The sequence below is a fragment of the Stappia taiwanensis genome, from assembly GCF_014635285.1.
GTDB lineage: Bacteria > Pseudomonadota > Alphaproteobacteria > Rhizobiales > Stappiaceae > Stappia > Stappia taiwanensis.
The window spans coordinates 253766-274472 of sequence record NZ_BMCR01000004.1 but is presented as its reverse complement, the minus strand read 5'-3'; the positions used below and the strand labels follow the sequence as shown (position 1 = coordinate 274472).

Below are 20707 nucleotides of genomic sequence, written 5' to 3'. Positions count from 1 at the left end.
CACCTAATCCGCAGCTGGGGGGAGCGTCTTGCGGTCCGTATCGGCCTCGTTCTGCGCCTGGTCGTCGTCGGGCGGCGAGGCGTTCATCGCCTGACGCTCGCGGGCGATTTCGGCGATGTGATCGCGCAAGGTGGGGTCCTTGTCCGTCAGCTTGCGGAAATCGCTGCGCGACAGCACCAGCAGGTGACAATAGCCGAGCGCATGCACATCGGCGGTGCGCGGCCCGCCGGTCAGAAGGGCGATCTCACCGAAGCACTCGCCCCGGCCGAGCCGGATGCGCCGGTCGCCGGTTGCGACCTCGACGGCGCCGGAGGAGATGAAATAGGCCGCATCGCCCCGCTCGCCCTTGCGCACCAGATGATCGCCGGGAACGGCGAACCGGGGGCGCATCAGCCGGGAAATCGCGGCGATGCGATCGGCGGGCAGGTCATGGAACAGCGGCAATTTCGCGGTCAGCTCCTCCGTGCGCATGCCAAGATCGAGCTGCGGGCGGCGGTCGGCTTCCGCGCGCGCTTCCTGAACGCTCTGCGACAGGTGCGAATAAAGCTCGGCGCCGATCAGGTTCTGCGAGAACAGCGAGCGATAGTTGTCTTCCTCCAGCCTGAGGGCGGCCTTTTGCAGGAAGCGCTGGTCGAGGCTGTCCGCATAGTCGGGGTATTGCAGGCGCAAGGCCTCCAGCGCGGTGGTGGTTGCCTCGCGCCGGTTGGCGAGGATTTCCGTCAGGATTTCCCCGACCCGGCTGCCGAGCAGCGGGGGGATCTTGTCGCCGGTGAAGGCGATCAACTCGTCAAGGACGATGCGGCTGAGCAGAAGGCTCTCGTAGCGGTCCGCCAGCAGGCGGGCCAGCCAGCGCTCGTATTTCAGCCGCCGCTGGACCCATTGCGCCAGCCGCATGGTGACCGGGAAGTCGAGCGAGGCGCGAGCCGCCCGGTTGTATTCGACACGGCCGCCGGCCCGCGCCCGGTCGCCGATCCGGCCGATCTTGGCCAGAAGGTTCTCGGCGGTGTGGATCGAGGCGGTGCGCTGGCGCAGGTGGCGCAGGACGATTTCCCGCTCCCGGTTGGAAATCGCCACCAGACCGATGGTGACCCGGTCCCGGTCGAGAATATCCTCCGAATGGGCGGCGCCATCGGCAGCTTCCGCCGCGCGGGCCCTATAGGGCGCGTCCACCTGATCCGCCGGGCCGGGGGCGATGTGATACTGGGTCACCGCCCGGGCAACCCCCTCACGCACGTTGTTGAGCGCGAAGGCCAGAACCTGGTTGCGCATTGCCGCGTCGAGCGGCGCCAGACGGTCGAGCTTCAGCAGCTTGATCAGCGACTTCAGCGTCGTGCCGTAGACCAGCAGCGTGAACAGCACGAAGCCGGTGGCCAGAACGGCAACGAAGCGCTGCACCTCCGGGTCGATCGCCGGGTTCTCGGTCACGCCAAGCGCCAGGGTCAGGGTGATGGCGCCGCGCATGCCACCCCAAAGGATCACCGCCATGAAGGGGCGGCTGACCGGCTGTGTCAGTTTCAGCGCGGCAAGCACGGGCAGGAGCGCATAGAGGATCACCGCCCTGGCGGCCAGGGCGGAGACGACGACGATCGCCAGCAGCAGGATATCGTTCCAGCCCACATCGACCAGCAGCTTGGGCACCAGGATCGAGGCCAGCACGAAGATCAGGGAGGAGGCCCAGAAGGCGATCTGCTCCCACACGTCGTTGAGATAGGTCCAGCCATCGGGGGTGACCCGGGAGGGGCCGACCAGATTGATCAGGATACCCGCGCCGACCACGGCAACCACGCCGGACACCCCGGCGAAATGTTCGGCGATGACATAGACCAGATAGGGCAGGGCGACGCTGAGGGTCACCTGTGCCAGCCGGAAGTCGCGCACCAGCGGCAACACGTGGATCAGCAATTGGCCGCCGATATAGCCGATGGCCAGACCGCCGCCGAAACTCTTGAGAAACAGGATCAGGCCGGTTTCCAGATCCGCCGTGGCGGAGCCGGTGAGCACGCCGAGCAGGATCGTGAACAGCGCGATCGCGGCCGCGTCGTTGAGCAGGCTTTCGCCTTCCACCAGCCGCCCCAGCCGGGCCGGGGCGCCGATGTCGCGGAAAATCGCGACGACCGCCACCGGGTCGGTGGTGGCGACGATGGCGCCGAGCAGCAGGCAGGCGATGAGCGAAACGCTGGTAAACGGCGAAAGGGCCAAACCGATGAAGGCGGTGGCAACCAGCACCGCGACCACCGCCATGACGAAGATCACCCCGCCATCCTCGGCCATCCGCCGCACGTCCAGCGTCAGGGTGGTCTGGAACAGCAGCAATGGCAGGAAGACATAGAGGATCGCCTGGGAATCCATCGGGAAGTTGACGAATAGCCCGGCGATTTCGTTGAAGGTGTTGGTCTTCGGCGTATAGAGCAGCCAGGTGGCAAGCAGGCCGATGGCAACGCCGACCACGGCCAGCAGAACGGAAGGGGCAACCCGCAGGCGCCGCGCCAGCGGCTGGATCAGCGAGATGACGACGAGCAGTCCGGCGATGCCGATGGTGACGAGCGGTGCGTTCATACTCTCCCTATCGCCGCTTCATGCGACAGTTGCGAGGCAAAATTGCGAGAATTTGTCGCCCGCTTGCCTGATTTTGGCCATCCTGGTTGTTGTCGGCGCCCGACGCGGATCCGGTTAGCCCATCGCCGGTCGCGGCTTGCGTTCCGACAGCGCGATGCCGAACAGCACCAGCGCCAGTGCCGCCGCATGATAGAGATGGAATGGCTCTCCCAAAAGGGCGACCGCGAGAAACGATGAGAAGATCGGCACCAGGTTGATGAAGACGCCGGCGCGCTCCGGCCCGATCAGCTCCACCCCGCGCATGAAGAAGATCTGCGACAGGAACGAGGGAAACAGCGCGATATAGCCCACCACCAGCCATCCCTTGGCGGTCGGCCATTGCTCGGTACCCTGCACCAGTTCGATGGCGAAAACCGGCAGGGAGACAAGGGCGGCAATCACCGACAGCACCGTGAAGAACACCATTCCGGACACCGCCGGTCGGTTGCGTAAGAGCACCGCGTAAACCGAATAGAACAGGCAGGCGAGAATCATCAGCCCGTCGCCGGGATTGACCTCCAGCGTGGCCAGCCGGGACAGATCGCCCTGGCTGGCGATCAGCGCGACGCCTGCCATGGTCACGAGGACGCCGAGCACCTGCACCGCGCGCACCGGCGCGCGCAGCAAGACCAGAGCGCCGAGCAGAACGAACATCGGCATGGACCCTTGCAGGATGCCGAGATTAAGCGCGGTGGTGCTGTGGGCGGCGACATAGAACAGCGCGTTGAAGGCGGTGAACCCAAGGGTCCCCATCAGCGCCATCACCGGCAGGTGCTGTTTCAGCATTGGCCATTCGGCCTTCACCTGACGCCCGTAAAGCACCACCATCAGGCCCGACACCATCACCCAGCGCAGGAACACCACCGCCAGCGGCGAGACCTCGCCAATGGCAAGGCGGCCGGCGATGGTGTTGCCGGCCCAGAACAGGGTGACCAGCACCAGCAGCAGGATGGGGCGCGCATAAAAGCGGGTCAGAAGGGACGGACCGGTGACGGGCATGGGATCTCATCAAGGTGAGGACGACGGACGACCGGGAGGGGCGTCGCGGCGAACGGCCGGATCGGGAAAGGGCCCGGGCGAAGACGGTGGGCCGAGAGTGCTATCGTATGACGAATGCGCCGCCCGGTTGCAAGCGCCGGCTGTCCCTTCCTCGCTCCTCCGCGTGCTGGATTGTTTCCCTCAGGGAGGAAGTCTTTTCGATTGAGGACAGATTGACGGGGTATGCCCGCTTTTCGATGATGCGGTCCTGATTTCAAACACCATCGCCGCCGTCGTCCGTCACGGAGCTGGCGCCCGAACATTGCTGGAGAGCCCGACACCATGGACAGGATCGAGATTGCTGGCCTCAAGGTTGCGCAGAACCTTTACCGGTTCGTCAATGAAGAGGCGCTTCCGGGCACCGGCGTCGATGCGGAGCGTTTCTGGAGCGGCCTTGCCGGGCTCGTCGAGGAGTTTGGGCCGCGCAATCGCGAGCTTCTCGCCATTCGCGATGACATGCAAAGCCGGATCGACGCCTGGCACCGGGCCCATCCCGGGCCGGTGGATGCTGAGGCCTACAAGGCCTTCCTGACTGAAATTGGCTATCTCTTGCCGGAAGGACCGGATTTCACGGTGACCACCGCCAATGTGGATCCGGAGATTGCCGAGCTTGCCGGGCCGCAGCTTGTGGTGCCGATCACCAATGCCCGCTATGCGCTGAATGCCGCCAATGCCCGCTGGGGCTCGCTCTATGACGCGCTCTATGGCACCGATGCCATGGGCAGCCTGCCGCAGGCCGGCGGCTACGATCCGGCGCGCGGGGCGGAGGTGATCGCCTTCGCCCGGACCCTCTTGAACGAGCGCGTGCCGCTGACCGGCGACTGGACCGCGGCATCGGGCTTGCGTGTCGAGGCGGGCGCCTTGCGGGTCGAGAACGGCACGGGTGGGGCGATGACCCTGGCCGATCCGGCCCAGTTCGTCGGCTATCGCGGCGATGCGGCCTCTCCCGAAGCGGTGCTTTTGCGCAAGAATGGCCTGCATATCGAGATTGTCATCGACCCGACGCACCCGATCGGCGGCGAGGATCCCGCCGGCATCGCCGATGTGGTGCTGGAGTCCGCCGTCTCGACCATCATGGATTGCGAGGATTCGGTCGCGGTGGTGGATGCGGACGACAAGGTCATCGCCTATGGCAACTGGCTCGGCCTCAACAAGGGCGATCTGGTCGCCACCTTCGACAAGGGCGGCCGGTCCGTCGTTCGCAAGATGGCCGGCGACCGCAGCTACACCGCGCCGGGCGGGAGCGAAGAATTTTCCCTGCATGGCCGTTCGCTGATGCTGGTGCGCAACGTCGGGCACCTGATGACCACCCCGGCGGTGCTGGACACTTCAGGAGAGGAAATCCCCGAAGGCATCCTCGATGGGCTGGTGACCGCGGCGATTGCCATGCATGACATCGGCACCGGTGGCCCGGATGGCGGTGGCCTGCGGATGAACTCCCGCGCCGGTTCCTTCTATGTGGTCAAGCCGAAGATGCACGGCCCGGATGAAGTGGCCTTCGCCGATCATCTGTTTGCTCGCATTGAGGAGGTGCTTGGCCTTGCCGCCAACACCCTGAAGATGGGCATCATGGACGAGGAGCGGCGCACCACGGTCAATCTCAAGGAGTGCATCCGCGCCGCTGCCGCTCGGGTCTGCTTCATCAACACCGGGTTCCTCGACCGCACCGGCGACGAGATGCACACCTCGATGGAAGCCGGGCCGATGATCCGCAAGGGCGACATGAAGGGTGCCGCCTGGATCCAGGCTTACGAGAACTGGAACGTGGATATCGGTCTGGAATGCGGACTGCCGGGCCATGCGCAGATCGGCAAGGGCATGTGGGCCATGCCCGATCTGATGCATGCGATGCTGGAGCAGAAGAGTGGCCACCCCATGGCCGGCGCCAACACCGCCTGGGTGCCGTCGCCCACCGCCGCCACGCTGCACGCGCTGCACTACCACGTGGTCGATGTCGCCGCGCGCCAGCAGGAACTGCGCGCGCGGGGACGGGCCAGCCTTGACGATATACTGTCGATCCCGCTGGCCGCGCGCCCCAACTGGACGGCGGACGAGATCCAGGCGGAACTGGACAACAACGCCCAAGGCATTCTCGGCTACGTGGTGCGCTGGGTGGACCAGGGCGTCGGCTGCTCCAAGGTGCCGGATATCAACGACATCGGTCTGATGGAGGACCGGGCAACCTTGCGCATTTCCTCCCAGCACATCGCCAACTGGCTGCGCCATGAGGTTTGCAGCGCCGATCAGGTGATGGAGACGATGAAGCGCATGGCCGCCGTCGTCGATGGCCAGAATGCGAGCGATCCGCTCTACCAGCCGATGGCGGCGGATTTCGATGGCTCGATTGCCTTCAAGGCGGCCTGTGATCTGGTGTTCAAGGGGCGGGAACAGCCCTCCGGCTACACCGAGCCGGTGTTGCACGCGCGCCGGTTGGAAGCCAAGGCGGCGGCCGGCCTTCGGTGATCGGCGCGGCCGCGTTCGATCCGGTCAGGTGATGGCGCGGCCGAAATGCCGGTCCGCCCGGCGCGTCCGGGTCCGGCTGTGCGGAGCGAGGAGGCGGCGCAGGCGCTTCTGCTCCGCATCGCTGTAGACGAAGCGCCAGCCGGACAGGATGCCATCCTTCCAGCGTTGCTCGGCCTGAAGCTCCAGCCCATGCGTGATGATGGCGATGCGGGCGCTGACGGCCACATCCGGCAACAGATGCGAGGAGATGCAGCAGCCGGTGACGCTGATATCGAGCATCCGCGCCGGGACCGGCCCCTTCATGGTGATGACCATCACCTGACAGGCGGCGCGGGCGCGCGGCGCCTGACGCCGCTCGTGGGGCTGCGGCGTGGTTGCCGGACCGGACGGGCGCGGGGCCTCACGTCTGTTATGCGCGGTACCATCTTTCATCTGCCACCGGTCCTCTCGGGTGCTTGCCAATCGTTGATCGGCCCGTGTGTCAGGCAATCGTACCATGGATCGTTGGCCCGAAATGGTGGCCGATCGAGGCGGGCATCGGTCACCACGGGGCCGGATGCGCGCTTGGTCATCACATATCAGGCGAAAATATACAACCTGTATGTTGTATTTAATGGGGTGTGACCGCTACGCAGGGTTGGGTGATGCACACGCGACATTCATGACGCGGCGCAGCGCGGCAGGCTGATCCGGGCAAGGAGACCGCCCTCCTGCCGGTTTCCCAGCGTCAGCGTGCCGCCATGGGCATGGACGATGGAGCGGGCGATCGACAGGCCAAGACCGATGCCCCCGGTTTCCTCCGAGCGGCTTTCCTCGATGCGCACGAACGGGTCGAACACGTCCTTGAGCCGCTCCGGGGGAATGCCTGGCCCGCTGTCCCTGACCGAAAGCACGAGGCTGTCCGGGCGCTCTTCCAGACTGAGATCGGCAGAGCCGCCATACCGGATGGCATTGTCGATGAGGTTGCGCAGGGCCCGCTTCAGGCTGATCGGGCGAATGGTGGTGACGATGCGGGCCGCTGGCCGTTCGAAAGTGACCGGCCGGCCGGTGCTGCGGTAGTCGTCGGCGATGGCATCGACGAATTCGCCGAGGTCCGTCTTCGCCGCCGCTTCGCGCGAGGACTGGTCGCGCGCCAGCGCCAGGGTCGCCTCGACCATGTGCTGCATTTCGTCGAGGGTTTCGATCATCTTCTCCCGGTTTTCGTCGTCTTCGATGAACTCGGCGCGAATGCGCAAGGAGGTGATCGGTGTGCGCAGGTCGTGGCTGATGGCGCCGAGCATGCGGGTGCGGTCGCGGACGAAGCGGGTCAGCCGGTCCTGCATCACGTTGAAGGCCTGGATCGTGCCGCGCACCTCGGCGGGACCGGTCTCCGGCAGCGGGTCCACATCCTCGCCGCGCCCGAGCTTATCGGCGGCGGCGGCCAACTCGCGCAAGGGGCGGGTCAGACGGCGGATGGTGACGGCGATGATCAGCACGATCGCGCCCGCCATCAGGCCGATGGAGACCAGCATCGGCAGATAGGTATGGCGCGGCAGGCGGAAGCGGGTCGCCGCGTTCAGCCATTGGCCGTCCTTGAGGGGGACGCTCATCGCCAGCGCGATGATGCCGGTGCGCCGGCGCCGGTCGCGCCGCTCGCGCGCCTCCGTGTCGCGACGCTGCGCCCGCCTCTCCGTGGCGCGCGGATGGCGGATGGAGCTGGGCGGCTTGGCCATCACATCGATGCGGATGTCCCGGTCGTCTCCCAGTTCCTCGCGGAACATTTCCACCAGACGGCGCTCTGCCGGGCGGGTTCCGCTGGCGGCGAGCGCCGGTTTGCTGTTCACCTGGAACCAGAGGAAGTGGCTGGAGACGGCCTTCAGAATCTCCGGATATTGCGACTGCGGCGCCTCTTCCAGCACCCGTACCAGCGACGCGCCCCGTGCCAGAAAGGTGCTGCGGGCCATCTCCACCAGCGCCACCCGCCGTTCGCCGGCGAAGATCCACAAGGTGAAACACTGCGCCACCACCAGGGCGATCAGCAGCAGGGCGATCAACTGGCCGGCGAGCGACCGGGGCCAGAGGGAGAGGCGCCAGTTCGTCATTCGGTCCCGTCCTCGACATCGGCGGTAAATGTGTAGCCGCCGCCCCAGACGGTCTTGATCAGCTCCGGGGCCTTCGGGTCGGCTTCGATCTTGCGCCGCAAGCGGCTGACCTGATTGTCGACCGAACGGTCGAAGACGCCCGGGCTGCGTCCGGACGTGAGGTCGAGCAACTGATCGCGCGACAGCACCATCTTCGGCCGCTTGAGGAAGGCGACGAGGAGCTGGAACTCGCCGGTCGACAGCGGGATCGCCACCCCGTCATCGCCGGAGAGCAGCCGCTTGGGCACATCGAGGCGCCAGCCGGCAAAGGCGAGGGTTTCCGCTTCCACCGGGTCCCGGTCCTTCGGCACCTGCATCGACCGGCGCAGCACCGCCCGGATGCGGGCCAGCAGCTCTCGCGGATTGAACGGTTTGGTGACATAATCGTCTGCGCCGATCTCAAGCCCGACGATCCGGTCCGTATCCTCGGCCATGGCCGTCAGCAGGATCACCGGGATGGAGCCGCTCTCGACCAGATGCCGGCACAGCGACAACCCGTCCTCGCCCGGCATCATGATATCGAGCACGATCAGGTCGACGGCCGCCGCCTTGAGGAACTTGCGGGCCTGCAGTGCGCTGTCGGCGACCGAGGCACGAAAGCCGTTCTTGCGCAGATACCGCGCCAGCGTCTCGCGAATGTCACGGTGATCGTCGACGACGAGGATATGGGGACTGTGGTCGGTCATGCTCGGTTCGGCTCGGTCTGCGCCTGTTTCGTTGCTCTATAGGTAGTCGGTCGGGGGAGGCGTGGGGAATGGGAATTGTAATCAACTGTATCAGGCCGGTAGGGCAAGACAGATTGTGACACATGCGCGGTCCAACCGGGATAGTTCTGCGACAAACGCTCCCTATCTCAGGGTCATCGCATCGAAACCCGAAAGGATGCCTCGCGATGAGTAAGTTCAGGAAATTCGCCGTTGCCGCTGTTGCCGCCACTGTCGTCGGTAGCCTCGCTGTCCCCGCATTCGCCGACCGTGGCGGCTGCCGTGGAGGCGAGGGCGGCTGGCATCACGGCATGGGCAAGGGCATGGGGCGCGGTCACCACGGCATGGGCATGGGCCACGGACATCAGGGCATGGCACAGTGGTTCGTGATGCGGTTCGACACCGACAAGGACGGCCGCGTTACCCAGGCGGAAATTGACGCGGCGCTGGTGGACATGTTCGCCAAGGCCGACGCGGATACAAGCGGCGGCGTGTCGCTGGAGGAGTTCAAGAAGGCCTATGCGGCCGAATTCGCCAATCGCAAGGTGCGCAGCTTCCAGCGTCATGACGTCGACGGCGATGGCAAGCTCACCAAGGCCGAGTTCGACCGGCGCATGAACCGGATGATGGACAGGATGGAAAAACGCGGCGGCGGCAAGGGCGCCGGCCGGGGTCCGGACGGCATGGGTCGCATGGGCCAGATGCCCGGCTTTGACGCCGATGGCGATGGCAACGTGACCCGGGAAGAAGTCGAGGCGGCCCGCGCCAAGCTGTTCGCCGACGCGGACAAGGACGGCGATGGTGCGCTGACCCTTGAGGAGTACGAGGCGGTCTGGGTGGCGCGGTCTGATAGGCGCATGGTGCGCATGTTCCAGCGTCTCGACCGGGACGGCAACCTTTCGGTGACCCGGGAAGAGGCCACCGAGCCGATGGCAAACATCGTCAAGCGGATGGACCGCAACGGCGACGACGCGCTGTCGATCGAGGATCGCGGCCGGCATGGAAAGGGCATGCGCGGTCATCACGGCAAGCGCGGCGAGGGCATGCGCGGCAAACGCGGCGGCGGCGATTGCGGCAACGGCGGACGTGGCCAGGGCATGAACCGCGGCGGCAACAACTGAGGCGCTTGCGGGCCGTCTGACCGGCGGCTGTGAGGCGAGAGGACGGACAAGGCGCGGAACATGAGGTTTCGCGCCTTTCCCCATGGTCAAAAAAACGGCCCCATGGTCAAAAAAATACGGTGCGTCCCGTGATTTCCGCTTGAATGTGACGCCCCCTTGCCGCATATACCGGCTTGCCCAAATTCGCACGTGCCCGTGGTCGTTCAATCGGTCAACCGATGGCAGTCGCTCAAGGGCCCGGACCCATCCGGAGAGAGCGACAAAACGAACGGCTTAAAGCAACGACGTAAGAGGGCTTTTTTGGTCTCTGCCGGGGTTCCAAGTCCCGGGGTCACTGAAGAGGCACTTATTACATCATTGCCGGCCGTGCGGTGCGGGGATCCCGTTCCAATCCAAGGCAGCTCAATCGCGGGACGGCCACTGACACGAGGTTGTCAGGCGCCCGACCGATCGTGTTTGCAGGAAATGTCTTGCCCGTCTCCATCGCGGTCGAGACCCTTCGTGCATTCGCGCCCTGCGACTTGAACCGAACGGGTGAATGCCATGAGCGAGCGCATCCTCGACTTCCTCCGCCAGCGACGATCCGACGGCCCCTGCGTTGTCGTCGATCTCGATATCGTGCGCGACAATTACCTGACCTTCAGCCATGCGCTGCCGGACACCCGCGTGTTTTATGCGGTCAAGGCCAATCCGGCACCGGAGATCATCCAGCTTCTGGCGGATCTCGGCTCCTGCTTCGACTGCGCCTCGCTCGCCGAGATCGAAATGGTGCTGGCCACCGGCGCCGGGCCGGAACGCATCTCCTTCGGCAACACCATCAAGAAGGAGCGCGACATCGCCCGCGCCCACGCGCTCGGCGTCAGCCTCTTTGCGGTCGATTGCGAGGCGGAGGTCGACAAGATCATCCGCGCCGCACCGGGTGCCCGGGTGTTCTGCCGCATCCTGTGCGACGGCGTCGGGGCCGACTGGCCGCTGTCGCGCAAGTTCGGCTGCGCGCCGGATATGGCGCCGCGCGTGCTGGAACATGCCCATCGCGGCGGCCTTGTCGCCCATGGCGTGTCGTTCCACGTCGGCTCGCAGCAGGCCAATGTCGAGGCCTGGGACGGGGCACTGTCCACCGCCGCCTGGATCTTCCGCGAAATGGCGGAGCGCGGTATCAACCTGGCCATGGTCAATCTCGGGGGCGGCTTTCCGGCCCGTTACCTCAAGGACATGCCCGGCGTGCCCCATTACGGCGAAGCCATTCTCCGGGCGCTCGGCACCCATTTCGGCAACCAGATCCCCGAAACCATCATCGAGCCGGGCCGGGGCATGGTCGGCGATGCCGGGATCATCGAGGCGGAAGTGGTGCTGATTTCGCGCAAGTCCGACCATGAAGACGAGCTGCGCTGGGTCTATCTCGACATCGGCAAGTTCAACGGGCTGGCCGAAACCATGGACGAGGCGATCCGCTATCCAATCCGTACGGAAAAGGATGACGATCGCCGGAGCCCTTGCATTCTTGCCGGGCCGACCTGCGACAGCGTCGATGTCCTTTATGAAAAGACCCCCTACGAGCTGCCGGTCTCCCTGTCGATTGGCGACAAGGTGCTGATCGGGGCCTGCGGAGCCTACACCACCACCTATTCCTCGGTGGCGTTCAATGGCTTCGAGCCGCTCCGCTCCTATGTCATCTGACACGGGCCGCCGGTAGCGCCGGCGGTCCGGGCTGCTCACGCTTCAGAAAAAGGGGAAACCCGCATGACGACCGATCGCACACAGGTGGACGCGGCGGCCGCGCCCGAAGGCGTGGACGAGGCTCCGGCCCCGGCCAAGGCCGGCAAGGCCTATCCCGTGCATGGCACCATTTCCGGCCCGATCGTGATGATCGGCTTCGGCTCCATCGGCAAGGGCACCCTGCCGTTGATCGAGCGCCACTTCCGCTTCGATCCGGCCCGGGTGACGGTGATCGATCCGGTGGATGACGCGCGTGCGCTGGTCGAGGAGCGGGGCTATGCCTTCCGCAAGGTGGCGATCACGCCGGACAACTACCGCGAGGTGCTGGCGCCGCTCTTGACCGAGGGCGCGGGGCAGGGGTTCTGCGTCAACCTGTCGGTCGACACGTCGTCGCTCGATCTGATGAAGCTGTGCCGTGAGCTCGGGGTGCTGTACATCGATACGGTCGTTGAGCCGTGGCTCGGCTTTTATTTCGATGACAGCGCCGGGCCGGAAGCGCGGACCAACTACGCGCTGCGCGAGACCGTGCGCCGCGAGAAGAAGAAGACCCCCGGCGGCACCACCGCCGTTTCCTGCTGCGGGGCCAATCCGGGCATGGTGTCCTGGTTCGTCAAGCAGGCGCTGGTCGATATCGCCCGCGACACCGGCACCGCCTTTGAGGAGCCGACCACGCGCAAGGGCTGGGCCAAGCTGATGCGCAAGGTCGGCGTCAAGGGCATCCACATCGCCGAGCGCGACACCCAGCGCGCCCGCGCGCCCAAGCCGATGAACGTGTTCTGGAATACCTGGTCGGTGGAAGGGTTCGTCTCCGAAGGGTTCCAGCCCTCCGAGCTTGGCTGGGGCACCCATGAGAAATGGGCGCCGAAAAATGCGCGCAAGCACAAGAAGGGCTGCAAGGCGGCGATCTATCTGCTGCAGCCGGGGGCAAACACCCGGGTGCGGAGCTGGTGTCCCACGCCCGGCGCCCAGTACGGCTTCCTCGTCACCCACAATGAATCGATCTCCATCGCCGATTACTTCACGGTGAAGAAGAACAAGAAGGCCGTCTATCGGCCGACCTGCCATTACGCCTATCACCCGGCCAATGACGCGGTGCTGTCGCTGCATGAGCTGTTCGGCGCGGCCGGAAAGGTACAGCCGGAATTCCACGTTCTGGAAGAGGACGAGATCCTCGACGGCGTCGATGAACTCGGCGTCCTGCTCTATGGCCACGCCCGCAATGCCTACTGGTACGGCTCGCAGCTTTCGATCGAGGAAACCCGGGAACTCGCGCCGTATCAGAACGCGACGGGCCTTCAGGTCTCCTCGGCGGTGATTGCCGGCATGGTCTGGGCGCTGGAAAACCCTGAGGCGGGCATCGTCGAGACTGACGAGATGGACTACCGCCGCTGCCTGGAAATCCAGAAGCCCTACCTCGGTCCGGTGAAGGGCTACTACACCGACTGGACCCCGCTTGCCGACCGGCCGGGCCTCTTTCCCGAGGATCTGGACGAAAGCGACCCCTGGCAGTTCCGCAACATTCTGGTGCGCTGACGTCCGGCGGAGCCACGGCAAGGCCAAATTTCGTGAAAGCGGCGTGTCCCGGCGGGGGCGGACAACTTTCGGTTTTTCGGTTAAGATGCCGTCCGCGCCATTCAGCCAGGCTTTTCATCGGCGGAATTCCGCCAATGAGGGAGGGGCGGCGCGGAAAAGCGCTCCCCCTTTCGCGCATCCATGCTCGACGGCGCGATGTTGAATGGCTACATACGCGGCGTCCGTCGCGCGGATCCTCCGGCGACAGGTGAGGGATACATGCCAGCATGAAGCCGACCAATCCGGTGTTCACCGGCCTGCAAACCACCATTTTCGAAACCATGTCCCGGATGGCGAATGCCACGGGCGCGATCAATCTCGGTCAGGGGTTTCCGGATGTGGATGGCCCGGAGGATGTGCGCCGCATCGCCGCCTCCGCGCTGATCGACGGGCCGAACCAGTATCCGCCGATGCTCGGTCTGCCGGAGTTGCGTCAGGCGGTGGCGGAGACCAACAAGCGGTTCTATGACCTCGATGTCGACTGGCAGAGCGAGGTGCTGGTCACCTCCGGTGCCACCGAGGCGCTGGCCGACAGCCTGATGGCCCTGCTGGAGCCGGGCGATGAGGTGATTCTGATTGAGCCGCTGTACGATTGCTACCTGCCGCTGGTGAAGCGGGCGGGCGGCATTCCGGTGCGCCTGCGGGTGACCCCGCCGCACTGGCGGCTCGACCTTGAGGCGCTCGCTGCGGCCTTTACCGAGAACACCAAGGCGATCCTCATCAACAATCCGATGAACCCGGCGGCGAAGGTGTTCAGCGAGGACGAGCTGTCGGAGATCGCAAGGCTGTGCATCGAGTATGGTGTCTATGCGATCTGCGACGAGGTCTACGAGCATCTCTTGTTCGATGGCCGCGCGCACATGCCGCTGATGGCCTTTCCGGGCATGCGCGAGCGCTGCGTGCGGATCGGCTCCGCCGGCAAGACCTTTTCGCTGACCGGCTGGAAGGTTGGCTACATCACCGCCGCGCCGAACCTTCTCGACCCGATCGCCAAGGCGCATCAGTTCGTGACCTTCACCACCCCGCCCAATCTGCAAAAGGCAGTGGCCTACGGGCTGGCGAAGGAGGACGATTATTTCTTCGACCTGCGCGACGACCTGCAGGAAAAGCGTGACCGGATCTCGCGCGGGCTCGCCGCGCTGGGCTTCGGCGTGCTGCCCTGTGCCGGCACCTATTTCGTCACCTGCGATGTCTCCCCGCTCGGGCTGGAAGGCGATGACGTCGCCATCTGCCAGCAACTGGTGGAAGAGGCGGGGGTGGCGGTGGTGCCGGTCTCGGCCTTCTATGTGTCCGATGCCCCGTCCAACTTCGTCCGGTTCTGCTTCTGCAAGCGCGACAGCGTGATTGACGGGGCGCTGGAGCGGCTTGGCGACTGGGTGGCAAGCCGGCGTACCGCTGCTGGCGCCGACCGGGAACGACAGGTCGCGGCGGCGGGAGACATCTGATGGACAATCCGGTGCTGGTGGAGGTGCTGCGCGGCGAAACCGTCGAAAGCCGGCACCGGGGCACCCTTGCGGTGGTCGATGCCGATGGCGCGCTGGTCGCCGGCATCGGCGGTGTCGCGGCGCCGGTGTTTCCCCGCTCCGCCGTCAAGGCGCTGCAGGCGCTGCCGCTGGTGGAATCGGGCGCGGCGGACGCGCTCGACCTGTCGCCGGCGGAGCTGGCGCTTGCCTGCGCCTCGCACAATGGCGAGCAGGTGCATGTCAATGCCGCCCGGGTGATGCTGATGAAGGCCGGGCTCGACGAGAGCGCGCTGGAATGCGGCAGTCACTGGCCGAAGCGCATGCAGGATGTTGCCCACCTGCACCAGATCGACGAAAGCCCCTGTCCGCTGCACAACAATTGCTCGGGCAAGCATGCGGGCTTCCTCGGCCTAGCCCGTACGCTTGGCGTTCCGACGCAAGGCTACGTGGAGCCGGATCATCCGGTGCAGCAGGAGGTGCGGGCGGCGCTGGAGGAAATCAGCGGCGTGTCGCTTACCCATGCCGCCCGGGGCACGGATGGCTGTTCGATCCCCACCTACGCCATGCCGCTCGATGCGCTGGCGCTGGCCTTTGCCCGCTTCGGCACCGGCGCCGGACTGTCTCCCTTGCGCGCGGAAGCGGCGGAGCGGCTTTATGACGCCTGTGTCGAGGCTCCTTTCATGGTCGCCGGCACGGAGCGGTTCTGCACCGATGTGATGGAGCTGTTCGGTGGCCGGGTCTTCGTCAAGACCGGCGCGGAGGGCGTTTTCGCCGCCGCGCTGCCGGAGCTTGGTTTTGGCGTGGCGCTGAAATGCGAGGATGGCGGCACGCGCGCCTCGCAGGTGATGATGGCCGCCGTGCTGGAGGCGCTTCTGGATCTCGATGAGGACGAGCGAAAGGGGCTGGAGCCGTGGCTGCGCCCGCGTCTCGACAATTGGAACGGGCGTGTCGTCGGCGCGGTGCGGCCAGTGGCGGAGGCGTTCGCGCCGCTGCGCGCGCTCGCCTGATCTGCCGCGCCTGATCCCCGCGGCCTGACCGCCCGCGCGGCTGGTTCCTGCCACGGCCGGTCCGGGGTCAACTCACAACGTTGCCCTGGATCGTCAGATGCGGGAAGGCCTCGGTGCCCGCCTGCGTCAGATCCCTGGTCACCGCCTCTTTCCAGCGGTGACCGATGATCGCGCCCTGTTTGGCATCCTGGATGATGTTGCTGGCGATCAGCGCCGGCCCGGCGCCCTCCACCACGGTAACGCCGATCCCGGTCGGGCAGGCGCGGATCACATTTGACGTGGCGTTGACATTGCGCAGGTAGGGCCCCCAGCCCATGTGGATGCCAAAGCGCGGCGCACCCTCGATCACATTGCCGGTAAGCGCGGTGTCGGCCTCCACGGCGATGCCGATGCCGAAGCCCTGCACCTCGGCCGGGTAGGGGCCGTCGACGGTCAAATTGCGCACCACATTGCCGGAGCAGGTGGCCAGTCGGCCGCCATCGAGGAAATTGGCGATGGAAATGCCGATGGTCCCGCCGTCGACCAGATTGTCGGCGATCACCGCGCCCTGGAAGGCGAATTCGGAGTAGATCGCCGTTTCGCCGGAGCGCAGGCAGGAATTCCCGTTGATGACGATGTTCGATCCGGCATTGGCGCGGATCGCGGAAAAGGCGCAATCGGTCACCCGGTTGCCGCTGACGATCACGCCATGGGCGCGAAAGACGTTGATGCCATTGCCATTCTGACCGGTGCCGCCATCCTTCGCGGCGATCCGTTCCACCCGGTTGCCGGAGACCAGCGTGCCGTCCTCGCCCTCGGTCCAGCGGTAGACGAGGATGCCGGCATTGGCGCAGTCGTGCACGTGGCAGTCGGTGATGGAAAGGCCGGTCGCCTCGACCGAGCGCAGGCCCGCCTGCCGGGCGCCGGAGATCGTGCAGGCGGTGACGCGCCCGGAGCATCGGTCGAGCGCCAGCCCGGTCTTGGCGCTGCCCGAAATGGTGCAGCTTTCGAGGGACAGATCGGTCGCGTCTGAGAAATGCAACAGCGCCGGCGTGTAGTCGCCAAGGTGTCTGTTGCCGCCGTCGAAGTGAATGCCTTCAAGGCCGATGGCCGCGCCCTTCTCGCTGTAGATGAGGTGGCCACCGCCCAGATAGTCGAACCATGTCTGGCCGGGAATGCCCACAAGGCGGGCTCCGCCGGGAAGCCTGAGATTGGCCACGGGATAGTGCCCGCCGGGCAGGAACAGCGCGCGGCCGCGCTCCACCGAGGCGTTGATCGCCTTTTGCAGCAAGGCGCTCTGGTCGTCGCCGGCATTGGGGCGCACGCCGAATTCGCTGGCCTCGATCGTACCGCGCAGCCCGGCGATCCGCGTGGCCGCCCGTGCCGTCGCCGGAACCGAGGCCAGGGCGAGGCCGCCGCCGAGCAGCAGGCTGCGGCGCGACAGGCCGCGCGGATGCTTGATTTGCGTGTCTTCAGGCGCGCGGACCCGGGCCTGTCTGTCTCGTATCATGCCATCTGCCTCTTGTTCCCGCCGTGGGGCGCAAGAGGCGTGCCGAACCGGCTGTGCCGATCCGGGACAGACCCGGCAGATGGATCAGGGAGCGGTCCAGATGATGCGCTGGATCATCGCCTTGTTCAGTTGGTCGCTCGGCGGCAGTCGGTCGAACGGGCCGGCGTATTGCGAAATCGCATAGACCAGGGTGACCCGGTCCGCGCCTCTCGACTTGCAGATGGCCATGCCGCGCCAAAGGTTGCGGCCGACCCGGCAGTCACTGCGGCGGCTGCCGACCTCGGAGAAGGTCATGCCGATCCGCTCGCCGTTCGGCCCCTGCAGGTGATGGGTCACCCCATGCACCTCGCGAATTTTTCCGTTTGCGCCCTTGAACACCTGCAGCACCTGGAAACCGTCGGAGTTGAACGCGCCGATGGCCCATTCCGTCCTGTTCTCCGTCGCGGATTGCAGACCCTCGGTGGTGAAACCGGGAAGCGCTGCCTGGATGGCCTTCGAGGAATAGGCGGTCTGCCCGTTCAGGTTGCCCACCCCGGCCTCGGAAATTTGCACCAGCGTAACATCTGAGGTGCGGGCGACGATGACCGGGCCGGTGTCCTCGAAGGTGGGCGAGCAAGCGGCGACGAATGCCGCAAGGACGGAACATATAAGGGGAAGTGCGGAGCGCATGATATCTTTCAAAGAGTTACGCTAGATTGACGGTGCGAATCGACCGATCCTCTCGCGGGAAGGCAATGCGAGGGGGCCTTTTGTGCATCGGGGTGAGCCGGCAAGGCAAGGGCCATGGCGCCAGGGGGGCGGACAAGGGGCGTGGATAACTGGTGCGAAGCGCCGTCAGGGGCGCAATCTTTGGTTGATTGAAATGGTATTGGACACTAATATAGTGCGATGATGTGATTGGGAATCGTTACGGAAGATTGCGTTCCTCATTCGGGCTGAATTGCGAAGAATCTGGATCGTCCGCCAGTTAACGTGTATCTTCCTGTTCTTAGTTTTGACGATGGCAGAGTTGGCATTTGTTCCGCTGAGAAGGTGGCGGTGTGACTCTGTCTGCAGGTTCCGGGTGGCTGTCCGGATCAGAGAAAGCCAGAGAATTGCGGGGGAATCATCAGGGCGAGTTTCTCTCGCGCTGGATAGGCTCCGACGACGTTGCTCACTGAAAGGCAGAACCATGGCCGACCCGACAGAGATTCAGTCAAAGGCTGCGGCGATTGCAGAGGCTCAGACCGGCAAGCACGTTCTGGATGTCATTGAGGCGCAGCTGCGCCGGATGGGTGCCTCTCATATCCTGGTGACCGGCCTGCCGATGCCCAACCGGCCGATCGAAGGGCTGGTACACCGCCTCAGGTGGGCGGATGAGCGGCTCGGTGGGATCGAGCGTTCGGGCATCGACGCGGAAGACAGCGCGCTGATGCTGGGGCTGATGCGCTCGCGGGCGTTCATCTGGGATGTGACGGCCGGAGACACCACCCATTCGGAGCTGTTCGCCTCGATCGGCGCGGACTCCCAGGTGGTGGTGGTACCGATCACGGAGGCCCATCCCTTCCAGGCACTGGTTCTGGGTGGCGGTGCGCGGATCAACGGTGGCAAGCTCGAATTGTCGAACCTGGAGCTGATCTGCAACGCCGCATTCCGGCGGCTGATCGAGTTGGGGGTGATCTCCACCCAGCGGCCGGGCGATTTGTCCGCGCGCGAGCGACGGGTGCTGGAACTGACCGCGCTCGGCAAGACCGCGAATGACATCGCCAGCCTGTTGGAGATCTCCCAGCGCACGGTTCATGCACATCTGCAAAACGCCAGCGCCAAGCTCAATGCGTCCAACAAGACGCATACGGTGGTCGAGGCCCTGCGCTACGGCCAGATCCGCCTCTGAGAACGGCCCTAAGCCTGGCACCGTGCAGCGGTGCCGGTTTTAACAGGGCGTTCTCCGCCATTCTCCCTCACGTCACACGTGCGCTCCCTCAGCCGTTGCATTCGGGTGCCGAAGGCGCTGAACTTGCGCCCATGTCATCGAGTCGCCCGGAACACGCGCCGCGGTCGGGTTGGCGGTGGTTGGTTGACGATGATTGTTGGGGGGCGGTCGGGTGAGCAAAGGAACGATGCAGGAACGATCCTGCCGTTTGTCGGTGTGGCAAAAGTCAGGCGGGTGTTCCGTGTTGGTCTTGCCTGAGGTCCGCACCCCGGCAGGCGAGGGCCGCCTGTGAGCGAGGCGGGGGGCTCGCCGCTGCGCACGGCGCTGGCTGGGCTGTTCGCCATGGCGGCGGCGATGGGTATTGGCCGGTTCGCACTGACGCCGCTGCTTCCCTTCATGATCGAGGGGATCCCGCTCAGCGCCGCCGAAGGCGGGTTGATCGCCTCCGCCAACTATCTCGGCTATCTGGCGGGCGCCTTGGCCGCGATGCGTGGCGGCACCGATCACCTGCGGCGCGGTTTCTTCCTGGCGCTTGCCGCCAGCGCCGTCACCTCGGCGGTGATGGGGCTCGGCGACAGTCTTCTGTTTCTGTCGCTGGTCCGCTTCGCCGGCGGTGTGGCGAGCGCCTATGTGCTGGTGTTTTCCTCGGTGCTTGTGCTCGAACAACTGGCGCGGGAGGGCCGCCCGGGCCTGTCGGCGGTGCATTTCGCCGGCGTGGGTCTCGGCATCGCGCTGTCGGCTGCGGTGGTCGGCACGCTGTCGCGCCTTGGTGTTTCGTGGCCGGGCCTGTGGCTGTCCGCCGGCGCGGTGTCGGCACTTCTCTGCCTGCTTGTCGGGATCAGCCTCGGGGCACATCGCAGAGCTGGCGGCACGCGGCCGCCCGAAGGCGCGGCAAGCGCGGCGCGGAGCGTGGCGACCGGGCAGGGGGGCAACGGCGCGATGGCGGCTCCGGCCCCATCGGCGGCGCTGCTGCGTCTGTCTCTCGCCTATGGGTTGTTCGGCGTCGGCTATGTGGTGACGGCAACCTTCCTGACGACGATCCTCAGGACCAGCGAGGGGCTGGCCGCTCTGGAGGCCCCTATCTGGGCGCTGGTGGGCCTGTGCGCGGCGATCTCGATCCTGGTGTGGAACCGCGTTGCGGCCCGGATCGGCGGCGGGCGGGCCTTCGCGCTTGCCTGCGTGCTGGAGGCCGTGGGGGTGGTGGCCAGTGTCACGGTCAGCGGTGTTGGCGGCTTCGTGCTGGCCGCGATCCTGTTCGGCAGCACCTTCATGGGGATCACCGCCCTTGGCCTGCTGGAGGCGCGGCGCTTGTCCGCCGCCAATCCGCGCAAGGCGCTGGGGGTGATGACCGCCTGTTTCGGCGCCGGGCAAGCGATTGGCCCGGTGCTTGCCGGTGTCGGCGCCGATCTGTCGGGCAGTTTCGTCCTGCCCTCCCTGGCGGCCGCGGCGGCGCTTGTCCTGGCCGCCGGCCTTGTCGGGATCGGGGGGGAGGAGGTCGGCTGATCCG

General features: G+C 65.8%; 15 protein-coding genes. 8 read left to right on the top strand and 7 right to left on the bottom strand.

Features of this window, described 5'->3' with window-relative positions:
* Nucleotides 1–3: 3 nt before the first annotated feature.
* Nucleotides 4–2556, bottom strand: a complete 2553-nt coding sequence (locus IEV83_RS11970; RefSeq protein ID WP_181759021.1) for a cation:proton antiporter — start codon at nucleotides 2554–2556, stop codon at nucleotides 4–6.
* A gap of 114 nt (nucleotides 2557–2670) precedes the next feature.
* Nucleotides 2671–3594, bottom strand: coding sequence for a DMT family transporter (locus IEV83_RS11965; protein ID WP_181759022.1), 924 nt, complete (start codon nucleotides 3592–3594; stop codon nucleotides 2671–2673).
* A gap of 321 nt (nucleotides 3595–3915) precedes the next feature.
* On the opposite strand from IEV83_RS11965, the gene IEV83_RS11960 reads away from it, so the two are divergent.
* A complete protein-coding gene (locus tag IEV83_RS11960) occupies nucleotides 3916–6096 on the top strand; it encodes a malate synthase G (protein ID WP_181759023.1) in 2181 nt (726 codons plus the stop codon).
* Nucleotides 6097–6120: 24 nt separating this feature from the next.
* On the opposite strand, the gene IEV83_RS11955 is transcribed toward IEV83_RS11960, so the two are convergent.
* The 3 genes from IEV83_RS11955 to IEV83_RS11945 form a co-directional block, all read right to left on the bottom strand.
* A complete protein-coding gene (locus IEV83_RS11955) occupies nucleotides 6121–6528 on the bottom strand; it encodes a PilZ domain-containing protein (protein ID WP_181759024.1) in 408 nt (135 codons plus the stop codon).
* Between the two features lie 227 nt (nucleotides 6529–6755).
* On the bottom strand, nucleotides 6756–8177 hold the full coding sequence (locus IEV83_RS11950) for an ATP-binding protein (RefSeq protein WP_181759025.1): 1422 nt from the start codon (nucleotides 8175–8177) through the stop codon (nucleotides 6756–6758).
* Complete coding sequence (locus IEV83_RS11945; protein ID WP_181759026.1) at nucleotides 8174–8902, bottom strand: response regulator; 729 nt, start codon at nucleotides 8900–8902, stop codon at nucleotides 8174–8176. The genes IEV83_RS11950 and IEV83_RS11945 overlap by 4 nt, the downstream gene beginning before the upstream one ends.
* A 206-nt stretch (nucleotides 8903–9108) precedes the next feature.
* Here IEV83_RS11945 and IEV83_RS11940 point away from each other — a divergent pair, with 206 nt between their 5' ends.
* From IEV83_RS11940 to IEV83_RS11920, 5 genes are all read left to right on the top strand, one after another.
* Nucleotides 9109–10041 carry an EF-hand domain-containing protein gene (locus IEV83_RS11940; protein WP_181759027.1) on the top strand — a complete coding sequence of 311 codons (933 nt, stop codon included), beginning with the start codon at nucleotides 9109–9111 and terminating at the stop codon, nucleotides 10039–10041.
* A 543-nt stretch (nucleotides 10042–10584) separates the two neighbouring features.
* The gene (locus IEV83_RS11935; RefSeq protein ID WP_181759028.1) at nucleotides 10585–11718 is read left to right on the top strand and encodes a type III PLP-dependent enzyme; all 1134 of its coding nucleotides are present in this window, start codon (nucleotides 10585–10587) and stop codon (nucleotides 11716–11718) included.
* A 186-nt stretch (nucleotides 11719–11904) separates the two neighbouring features.
* Nucleotides 11905–13290 (top strand): homospermidine synthase, encoded by a 1386-nt coding sequence (locus IEV83_RS11930; protein WP_181759237.1) that lies wholly within the window; start codon nucleotides 11905–11907, stop codon nucleotides 13288–13290.
* A 266-nt stretch (nucleotides 13291–13556) separates the two neighbouring features.
* Nucleotides 13557–14774: an aminotransferase gene (locus IEV83_RS11925; protein WP_181759029.1), complete on the top strand. Its 1218-nt coding sequence runs from the start codon at nucleotides 13557–13559 to the stop codon at nucleotides 14772–14774.
* Nucleotides 14774–15799 (top strand): asparaginase, encoded by a 1026-nt coding sequence (locus IEV83_RS11920; protein WP_181759030.1) that lies wholly within the window; start codon nucleotides 14774–14776, stop codon nucleotides 15797–15799. Before IEV83_RS11925 ends, IEV83_RS11920 begins: the two co-directional genes overlap by 1 nt.
* Before the next feature lie 67 nt (nucleotides 15800–15866).
* Here IEV83_RS11920 and IEV83_RS11915 read toward each other — a convergent pair whose 3' ends face one another.
* Together IEV83_RS11915 and IEV83_RS11910 are read right to left on the bottom strand one after the other, a co-directional pair.
* A complete protein-coding gene (locus IEV83_RS11915; RefSeq protein WP_181759031.1) occupies nucleotides 15867–17288 on the bottom strand; it encodes a TIGR03808 family TAT-translocated repetitive protein in 1422 nt (473 codons plus the stop codon).
* 84 nt (nucleotides 17289–17372) lie between these two features.
* Nucleotides 17373–17957: a DUF1131 family protein gene (locus tag IEV83_RS11910; RefSeq protein ID WP_181759032.1), complete on the bottom strand. Its 585-nt coding sequence runs from the start codon at nucleotides 17955–17957 to the stop codon at nucleotides 17373–17375.
* A 502-nt stretch (nucleotides 17958–18459) separates the two neighbouring features.
* Here IEV83_RS11910 and IEV83_RS11905 point away from each other — a divergent pair.
* A complete protein-coding gene (locus tag IEV83_RS11905; RefSeq protein WP_181759033.1) occupies nucleotides 18460–19161 on the top strand; it encodes a helix-turn-helix transcriptional regulator in 702 nt (233 codons plus the stop codon).
* A 327-nt stretch (nucleotides 19162–19488) separates the two neighbouring features.
* Nucleotides 19489–20703, top strand: a complete 1215-nt coding sequence (locus IEV83_RS11900) for a YbfB/YjiJ family MFS transporter (RefSeq protein ID WP_209003130.1) — start codon at nucleotides 19489–19491, stop codon at nucleotides 20701–20703.
* The last annotated feature ends 4 nt before the right edge of the window (nucleotides 20704–20707 follow it).

Bases quoted from the DNA above. Each gene is read 5' to 3' on its own strand.
- IEV83_RS11965 (WP_181759022.1), bottom strand. From the start codon at position 3,594: ATGCCCGTCACCGGTCCGTCCCTTCTGACCCGCTTTTATGCGCGCCCC.
- IEV83_RS11945 (WP_181759026.1), bottom strand. From the start codon at position 8,902: ATGACCGACCACAGTCCCCATATCCTCGTCGTCGACGATCACCGTGAC.
- IEV83_RS11950 (WP_181759025.1), bottom strand. From the start codon at position 8,177: ATGACGAACTGGCGCCTCTCCCTCTGGCCCCGGTCGCTCGCCGGCCAG.
- IEV83_RS11905 (WP_181759033.1), top strand. From the start codon at position 18,460: ATGGCCGACCCGACAGAGATTCAGTCAAAGGCTGCGGCGATTGCAGAG.
- IEV83_RS11960 (WP_181759023.1), top strand. From the start codon at position 3,916: ATGGACAGGATCGAGATTGCTGGCCTCAAGGTTGCGCAGAACCTTTAC.
- IEV83_RS11970 (WP_181759021.1), bottom strand. From the start codon at position 2,556: ATGAACGCACCGCTCGTCACCATCGGCATCGCCGGACTGCTCGTCGTC.
- IEV83_RS11920 (WP_181759030.1), top strand. From the start codon at position 14,774: ATGGACAATCCGGTGCTGGTGGAGGTGCTGCGCGGCGAAACCGTCGAA.
- IEV83_RS11910 (WP_181759032.1), bottom strand. From the start codon at position 17,957: ATGCGCTCCGCACTTCCCCTTATATGTTCCGTCCTTGCGGCATTCGTC.
- IEV83_RS11955 (WP_181759024.1), bottom strand. From the start codon at position 6,528: ATGAAAGATGGTACCGCGCATAACAGACGTGAGGCCCCGCGCCCGTCC.
- IEV83_RS11925 (WP_181759029.1), top strand. From the start codon at position 13,557: ATGAAGCCGACCAATCCGGTGTTCACCGGCCTGCAAACCACCATTTTC.
- IEV83_RS11940 (WP_181759027.1), top strand. From the start codon at position 9,109: ATGAGTAAGTTCAGGAAATTCGCCGTTGCCGCTGTTGCCGCCACTGTC.
- IEV83_RS11935 (WP_181759028.1), top strand. From the start codon at position 10,585: ATGAGCGAGCGCATCCTCGACTTCCTCCGCCAGCGACGATCCGACGGC.
- IEV83_RS11930 (WP_181759237.1), top strand. From the start codon at position 11,905: ATGATCGGCTTCGGCTCCATCGGCAAGGGCACCCTGCCGTTGATCGAG.
- IEV83_RS11915 (WP_181759031.1), bottom strand. From the start codon at position 17,288: ATGATACGAGACAGACAGGCCCGGGTCCGCGCGCCTGAAGACACGCAA.